This is a genomic window from Pseudomonas sp. CHM02, from assembly GCF_000612585.1.
Taxonomy (GTDB): Bacteria; Pseudomonadota; Gammaproteobacteria; order Pseudomonadales; family Pseudomonadaceae; genus Aquipseudomonas.
Genome location: NZ_JFCA01000070.1, coordinates 19,791 through 27,231 on the forward strand (window position 1 = coordinate 19,791; position 7,441 = coordinate 27,231).

The 7,441-nt window shown below is 64.0% G+C and carries 9 protein-coding genes; 1 reads left to right on the plus strand and 8 read right to left on the minus strand.

The window, feature by feature from the left end; genetic code table 11:
- Positions 1-40: 40 nt before the first annotated feature.
- The 8 genes from BM70_RS0128890 to BM70_RS0128930 all read right to left on the minus strand — a co-directional run bounded on the left by BM70_RS0128890 (position 41) and on the right by BM70_RS0128930 (position 4,484).
- Positions 41-493, minus strand: coding sequence for an alpha/beta fold hydrolase (locus tag BM70_RS0128890; RefSeq protein WP_025859253.1), 453 nt, complete (start codon positions 491-493; stop codon positions 41-43).
- The gene (locus BM70_RS0128895; protein WP_025859254.1) at positions 486-1,235 is read right to left on the minus strand and encodes a DNA-binding domain-containing protein; all 750 of its coding nucleotides are present in this window, start codon (positions 1,233-1,235) and stop codon (positions 486-488) included. The genes BM70_RS0128890 and BM70_RS0128895 overlap by 8 nt, the downstream gene beginning before the upstream one ends.
- The gene (locus BM70_RS0128900; protein WP_025859255.1) at positions 1,232-2,056 is read right to left on the minus strand and encodes a DUF692 domain-containing protein; all 825 of its coding nucleotides are present in this window, start codon (positions 2,054-2,056) and stop codon (positions 1,232-1,234) included. Before BM70_RS0128900 ends, BM70_RS0128895 begins: the two co-directional genes overlap by 4 nt.
- Before the next feature lie 54 nt (positions 2,057-2,110).
- On the minus strand, positions 2,111-2,383 hold the full coding sequence (locus BM70_RS0128905) for a hypothetical protein (protein WP_016979675.1): 273 nt from the start codon (positions 2,381-2,383) through the stop codon (positions 2,111-2,113).
- A gap of 26 nt (positions 2,384-2,409) precedes the next feature.
- A complete protein-coding gene (locus BM70_RS0128910) occupies positions 2,410-3,171 on the minus strand; it encodes an alpha/beta fold hydrolase (RefSeq protein ID WP_025859256.1) in 762 nt (253 codons plus the stop codon).
- Between the two features lie 18 nt (positions 3,172-3,189).
- Positions 3,190-3,618, minus strand: a complete 429-nt coding sequence (locus tag BM70_RS0128915; protein WP_025859257.1) for a DoxX family protein — start codon at positions 3,616-3,618, stop codon at positions 3,190-3,192.
- On the minus strand, positions 3,615-3,887 hold the full coding sequence (locus tag BM70_RS0128920) for a DUF2282 domain-containing protein (protein ID WP_025859258.1): 273 nt from the start codon (positions 3,885-3,887) through the stop codon (positions 3,615-3,617). Before BM70_RS0128920 ends, BM70_RS0128915 begins: the two co-directional genes overlap by 4 nt.
- A gap of 378 nt (positions 3,888-4,265) precedes the next feature.
- Positions 4,266-4,484 (minus strand): hypothetical protein, encoded by a 219-nt coding sequence (locus BM70_RS0128930; RefSeq protein ID WP_025859260.1) that lies wholly within the window; start codon positions 4,482-4,484, stop codon positions 4,266-4,268.
- Here BM70_RS0128930 and BM70_RS0128935 point away from each other — a divergent pair.
- Complete coding sequence (locus BM70_RS0128935; RefSeq protein WP_025859261.1) at positions 4,464-7,280, plus strand: winged helix-turn-helix domain-containing protein; 2,817 nt, start codon at positions 4,464-4,466, stop codon at positions 7,278-7,280. The two genes, BM70_RS0128930 and BM70_RS0128935, sit on opposite strands and share 21 nt — an antisense overlap.
- The last annotated feature ends 161 nt before the right edge of the window (positions 7,281-7,441 follow it).

Genomic DNA, 7,441 nt, shown 5'->3' on the forward strand with positions numbered 1-7,441 from the left:
GGATTTTTTTCAGTGCTGGATTGGCTGCCTGTCAGTATTTTCATGTTCGCCAGTGCCCGGTGTTGGCCATCACCCCCACGGCCTCGGCAAAACCGGCCTGGGGCGTGGTATTCAATGTCACCAGCCCCACACACCGACTCGGCTTCAACACAGCCGCACGCGTGGCCACCCGCCCGCCCACTTCCACGCCGGCCAGGACCGCCTCGGGGATATGCAACGCGTTCATCAGGTCCAGCACATCCTGGCCGAGCACGGCGTCGTCGGCGGTGCGCAGGTACGGAACGATCACCCGAAAACCCTGGGCCGCCAGCGGGGCCGTCACGTCGGAAAACGCACTGACATCCGCCGCCAGCAAAATGATCACCCGGCCCTCCTCCGGCCCGAACTGTTCATAACGGATCTCCTGGTCATCGGTACTCACCTGTTGCAGCGCAAACGCCGGCGCGGACAACACCACGGCGCTCAGCAGTAAAAAACCTCGACGATCAAACATGCGTCACTCCCACGATCAATTCACTGCCCAGCCAACCGGCCAGGTAGTCACCGGCCTGCATCACGCCGGCCTCTTCGCCAAGGCGTTGCACCAACCACTCACACAGCCCGGCGAAACGGCCGTCGGCCTGCACGTGCTGCAACGCTTGAAGTTCTTGCACATCCACCTGGCGCAGTCGCGAGGTGAATTGACGCCGCCATACCAGCAAGCCGCCCGCCTGCTCCAGCATTACGGCCTCGGGCGCGGGCGCGTCCTGCCACAATGCCGACCAGATGGCTTCGGCATTGGTGCTCAGGCCATGGCAGCGCAGCGACGGTGTCAGGTGCAGCACTGCCGTGTCCCAGTCCAGCTCGGCCAACGTCTCCAGCGCCAACGGCTGCGCGTCGGCGGCGACGAACGCTTCGTTCAGGGCTGATTCGATCCAGGCCAGCTCATGCACATCCGGGTTGCGTGGGAACACGTCTTTCAAGGTCGCGTAGAACCCCTCGGGGTACGCGTCCAGGGTCCAGGCATGGGGTGGATGGTTGTCGATATGGGTGATGCTCGCCGCCAGGAAGGCGTCCTCGCCCAGCCAGCGGCGCAGATTGGGAAACGCCTGTTCCAGGCACCCGACCAACTGCGCGCGGTAGTTGTTCTGGTACACCGCCAGGCCGGCGTGATGATTGCCCAGCGACTGCGCGGATTCATCCGACGCGCTCACCAACCATTCGCGAAAGGTCTGCTGCAGTTGCGCCAGGTTCATCGCGGCGTCCCCAACGTCCGAGCCATGGCCAATTCCTGGAGCAGCTCGGCAAGTGGCGGGATCTCATCGTCGCGTTCGATCATGGTCGCCACCGGGCCCAGCCGGGTCATGGCCTGGGCGTACAGCTCCCAGACGCCGGTGCAGACCGGGCTGTCATGGCTGTCGATTAAGATGTCGCGGCCCTGGCTGTGACCGGCCAGGTGCACCTGGCGCACACGCTCGGCAGGGATGCCCTGGAGAAACGCCAGGGCGTCGAAGCCGTGGTTGCTGGCGCTGACGAACACGTTGTTGACGTCCAGCAGCAATTCGCAGCCGGTGCGCTGGGCCATGGCCGCGATAAATTCCCACTCAGTCATGGAAGCGCCTTCAAACGCCAGGTAGCTGGAGGGGTTTTCAAACAGCATCGTGCGGCCGAGCACCTCCTGGGCCTGATGGATATTGGCGCAGACCCGGTCCAGTGCTTCGTCGGTGTAGGGCACGGGCAACAAATCATGGGCGTTGAAGCTGCCACTGCGCGACCAGCTCAGGTGGTCGGAGACAAACAGCGGCTGGACCTCGTCCACCAGCGACTTGAGGCGCTGCAGATAGTCGGCGTCCAGCCCCTCGGCCGTGCCGATGGACAGGGACACCCCATGCAGCGCCACCGGGTAGCGCTCGCGCACCTGGCGCAGGATATGCCGGGGCTGGCCGCCCGCGACCATGAAGTTTTCGGAGATCACTTCGACGAAATCCACGGGCACCGAGGTCTCCAGGAAGTCGCAGTAGTGCTCCTTGCGCAGCCCCAGGCCGTAGCCTGAGAAGTGTGGGTTGGATGTCGACATGGCGGATCTCCGCTAAGAATAAGTGGCGAGCCCGCACGGGGCTCGCCGGGTGGGTTACTTCGGTTCAGTCAGGGTGCCACCGGCCTTCAGGCACTCGGACGGGGTCTTGACGATCACGCCTTCGCCCTTGCAGCTGTTGAGGCCCTTGCAGTCGTTCTTGGCGGTGGCGCACAGGCTGGTGCCTTTGCAGGTGTTGACGCCGTAGCAGCGGCCGGGTTTTTCCTGCTGGTCGGCGGCGCTGGCGGCCGTGGCAAACGAGGCGGATGCCATGGCGATTAGGGCAGCAGCGGCAGCGAGGCTCAGGCGGGATTTGAGTGCAGTGTTCATGGGTATTTCTCCGGGGTTGGGGTGAATTACTGGATGACGGACGCAGCGTCTTCGATGACCTTCGCCACAGCCTCGGGCTGGGAGATGTACACCGAGTGGCTGGCCTTGATTTCGGTGACCTTGGAACCGGCGCGTTTGTACATCCAGCGCTGCAGGTCCGGGCTCAGGGCGCGGTCTTCGGTGGAGACCACCGCGTAAGTCGGCTTTTTATGCCAGGCTGCGGCCCACGCGGTGCCACCGAACAAGGCAGTGGTCGCAGGCACTTGGGAGGCGGCCATGAAGTCGGTGCGGTTGGTGGTCAGGTCGGCGGCAAAGTCGGCGTTGAACTTAGTGCGATCAAAAAACAGGTGACCGTCGCGGCTGGCCTTGATGCCATCGCTGGGCGCCGGCATGGAGCCGATCAACTGGGCCATGTTCTCGCCCACTTCCGGCTGCAGCGCCGAGACGTAGACCAGCGACTTGACCTTGTCGCGGTCGCCGGCAATCGAGATCACCCCGCCACCGGAACTGTGGCCCACCAGCACCACCGGGCCGACTTGCTGCTCCAGCACTTCGCGCGCCTCGGCCACATCGGCGGCCAGGCTCTCGTGGCCCTGGTGCACCACGGTGACCTTGTAGCCCTTGTGAATCAGGATGTCGTGCACCACGCGCCAGCCGGAACCGTCGACAAACGAACCGGGCACAATCACCACACTTTTACCGGCGCCGGGCTGCGGGGCATCCGCCGCCTGGGCGAGCATCGGGACCGTCAGGGCCATGGCAATGGCCAGGGAAGAAAGCATACGCATTGGAAATCTCCATCAAAGTTATGAACGTTTGCCTGAGATCAGGCGGTCCAGCGACCACGCCCCGGCGCCATACGCCAGCAGCGGCAACAGCAGGCCCGCCCACGTCAGGTGCACCGGCCAGGCATCGGGATAGACAAACACCTCGATCACCAGGGTCATGCCCAGCAGCGCGGCAGCGGCCGGACGGGTCAGCAGGCCCAGCACCAGCAACAGCGGAAACAGGTGCTCGGCGTAGGTCGCCAGGTGCGCCGCCCACTCCGGCGGGATCAGCGGCAAGGCGTACTCCGAGCGAAACAGCGTGTAGGTCGACGGCTTGAGCTCGAGGAACCCGCTGACCTTGGTGCGTCCCGACAAGAAGAACACCGCCGCGATGCCCACCCGGGCCACCAGCAACAGCAAGGCCTCGGGCAGCAGGCGCTGGATCAGCGCCGGGGCCGCTCGGCTCATGGCTGTTCCGTCAGGCTGCCGTAGCCTTTAGGGGTCTTGATCTGGGTGCAGGTGCCTTTGTCCACCAGTACCCAGGCGTTGCCCTGGTAGTCGGTAGTGGCGGTGCCGGCGCACGAGGTGCCTTTGCCCGCGGCGCAATCGTTGGCCCCGGCGAGCGACACGCCGAAGCATTTTTCCTGGGGCTTGGGCTCATCGGCATGGGCCACGGCCGCAAAAGCGCTGAGGGACAGGGCGAGGGTTGCCGCGAGGGCTGCATAAGGACGCTTCATGGGGTGAGTCTCCTGGCTTGACTGAGTGTGGCCAGGGCGCCTTGGGGTCGGGGACCGCCGGCGCCAGCTGGTGAACAGAGTTAAAGCCAGGCGTGTATCCGGTCTGTGTCGCGAACGCGATAGAACGTCATGCCGGTGTATCAGGATGGTGCGGGGATACAGTTCGATACACAGTCAATAAAACAGTGCCAAAACCCCGGCGTTTTATTCGGCATCCCGAACGACACAATTAGAAATATTCGCCTTTCCGAACAAGAGCGTTTCAGCACCATCGATGACCGCAAAAATCACCATAAATTTCATGCGGTTGTTGTCATGTTTGTTACATGCCAACTGGCATACATTCTGCTTTATCAGTGTTTCTGGTAATAAAATGTTTCAGCTCTGAGACAGTCTCATCACCTGAAACAGCTTGTGTGACACGCCAATAAAAACCACAACGCCCCAAAGGAGGGCGACCTTTTCGACTTTTTGATCGACATCAACTTTCCAAGACTGCTGCTGCACATCTGTACCCCAAAAAGGGCGAATGGCCTGATCGCCAATAACAAGCCCGACTATAAAAAGGATGATTTGATGAGCTCGAGCAAGAACCACGCAGTGTCCTTCCTGGACGCAGACCACCCCGCGCCGGCAACCCCCGACAGCACCATTGGCTTTGGTCCCTTTCTATTGCTCGCCCGCCAGCATGTGCTGTTGCGCGATGGCGAACCCGTGACCCTGGGCAGCCGTGCGCTCTACCTGTTGATCGCCCTGGTGACCCGTGCAGGCGAATTGCTGGAGAAGGCCGAACTGATCGCCTTCGCCTGGCCCAAGGTGGTGGTGGAGGAATGCAACCTGCGCGCGCAGATCGTCGCGCTGCGCCGAGCCTTGGGCGACGATGGCAACTTCAGCTATATCGTTACCGTGCCGGGGCGGGGCTATCGATTTGTCGCGCCGGTCACGGTCCAAGCGGCCGGTGAAGAGCACCTGCCGGTCCCTTCGGTGCGGGTCGATGAGCCTGCCGGCGCGTTGCCTGCGGTTGAGGTGATCGGCCGCGACGCCCTTGTCGCCAGCCTCGCCGACCAGGTCATGAGCCAACGTTTCGTCACCCTCACCGGTCCGGGTGGTATCGGCAAGACCACCGTGGCCATGGCCGTGGCACAGCGTTTGGCCGTCGAACTCAACCTGGGCAGCTGCTTTGTCGACCTGGCCCCCGCCACCAGCGGGCAATGGGTGGCCGGCATGCTCGCCAGCGCCCTGGGCATCCAGACCGTCAGCGCAGACCCGCTGCATTGCGTGGTCGCCAGCCTGGCCAACCGGCGCTTGCTGCTGGTGCTGGACAACTGCGAACACGTGTTGCCCGCGACCGCCGACGTCGTGGAAACCCTGCTGCGCAGCGCGCCCCAATGCGTTGTGCTCACCACCAGCCGCGAACCGCTGCGCGCCGAAGGCGAACGGGTGCACGACCTGGCGCCACTGCAGGTGCCCGACGAACACGCCAGCCTCAGTGCCAGCCAAGCCCTGGCCTGGTCCGGCGTGCGCCTGTTTGTGGAGCGCGTACGTGCCCTCGATCCCGGCTTTGTATTCAGCGATGCCGACGTGCCGGCTGTCAGTGCGATTTGCCGCAAACTCGACAGCAACGCGCTGGCCATCGAGATCGCCGCCGCACGGGTGCGCACGTTTGGCATCCAGGACCTGGTGGGCCTGCTCGACGGCAGTTTCCGCCTGCAAATGACCGGCCGGCGCACCGCCCTCGCCCGGCATCGTTCCCTGAGCGCGACCCTGGACTGGACCTACGCCATGCTCAGTGGCGACGAGCAAACCATGCTGCGCCAACTCGCGGTATTCACCGGCGCCTTCACCCTGGAGGCGGTCAAGGCGATGACTGCCAGCAGCAGCCTCGACCCCCGCAATGCCCTGCCCTTGCTCGAAAGCCTGATGGACAAGTCACTGCTGATCGCCAGTGACGCCAGCGTGCCCAAGCGCTACCGCCTGCTGGAAACCACCCGCGCCTATGCCGTGGAAAAACTCAGCGAGCAGGGCGAAACCAACGCCACCTGCCAACGTCACGCGCACTATGCCCTCAGCGTTCTGCAGGAAGCCGGGCAGACCCTGGACGGCCTGTCCCCGGAAACCTGGCTGGCCCTCTATGGCCCGGAGATCAACACCATCCGCGCCGCCCTCGACTGGGCCTACTCGCCCGCCGGCGACCTGCCCCTGGGCATCGAACTGACCCTGGGTGGCGTGCCGTTGTGGCTGCGGTTGTCGCTGGTCAGCGAGTGCCGTACCTGGGTCGACAAAGGCCTGGCCAGCGACACCCTTGTCCCGCTGCCCTTACGCCAGCGCATGTTGCTGCAGACCGCGCTGGCCAGTGTCTTGATGCTCACCTACGGCACGGGCAGTGCGATGCGTGAAGCCTGGCGCCAGGTGCGTGAAGACGCCCGTGACCTGGACGATGCCGAGCACAAACTGCGTGCACTATGGGGCCTGTGGACCGACCGCTGCGGCTGCAACCAATACGCCGAAGCACTGGAGCTGGCCGAACGTTACATCGCCCTGAACAGCAGCGGCAGCCAGCAACTGCTGGGCAAGCGCATGCGCGCCGTGGCGCTGTTCCACATGGGCGACCTGCTGGGCGCACGCCTGAATATCGACGAAGCCCTCGGCTCACCGTCGGCGCCGCGCTCGCATATCATCGACGTGCACTTCGACCAACGCATCGCCGCCCGCTGCCTCAAGGCCAAGGTGCTGTTGCTCGAAGGCGATGTCGACCCGGCGCTGCGCCTGATCGGCAGTTGCGTCGACGAAGCCGTCTCACTCGATCACCCCGCGACCCTCTGGTACACCCTGTGCCTGGGCGCAATTCCGTTAGCACTGCTGGCGTCCAACCTGCCGAAAGTGCGCTGCTACCTGGCCCTGCTGCAAGACAGTACCACCGGCCAGGACCTGCATATCTGGCGGCAATTTCGCCTGTGTTTCGAAAGCATCCTGCTGATCCGCGAAGGCTCGCCGGAAGCCGGCGTGCCGCAACTGGGCGAAGCCCTGCACCATCTGCAAGGCCAGGGCGACAGCCAGCTCTACAGCCTGCTGCGCTGTGAATATGCCCTGGGCCTGGCACGCCTGGGCCTGGAAAAACTCGCCCTGGAAGTGCTGGAAGACACCCTGCAACTGGCCCTCGGCCGACATGAGCGCTGGTTCGCGCCGCAAATGCTGCGGATCAAGGCGCAACTGACCCTGCGCCAGGCCCACTATGGTTCGGTGGACAAGGCCAAAGTGCTGTTGCGCCAGGCGTGGGTGGATGCGCAATTGTCCGGGGCGCACTTCTGGCGGGCGCAGATCGCAACCGACCTGGCGCGCCTCCAGGAACCCAAGTTGCGCATCGCCTCCCTGCCCCGCTTCCAGCACCGATAGAGACCTCGATTGGAAATGACTTACTGTGGTGAACCGGCTTTATTGCGGTGAGCGGGCTTGCCGTGGTGAAGGGGCTTACTGTGGTGAGCGGGCTTGCCGTGGTGAAGGGGCTTGCTGTGGTGAGCGGGCTTGTCCCGCGCTGGGCTGCGAAGCGGCCCCAA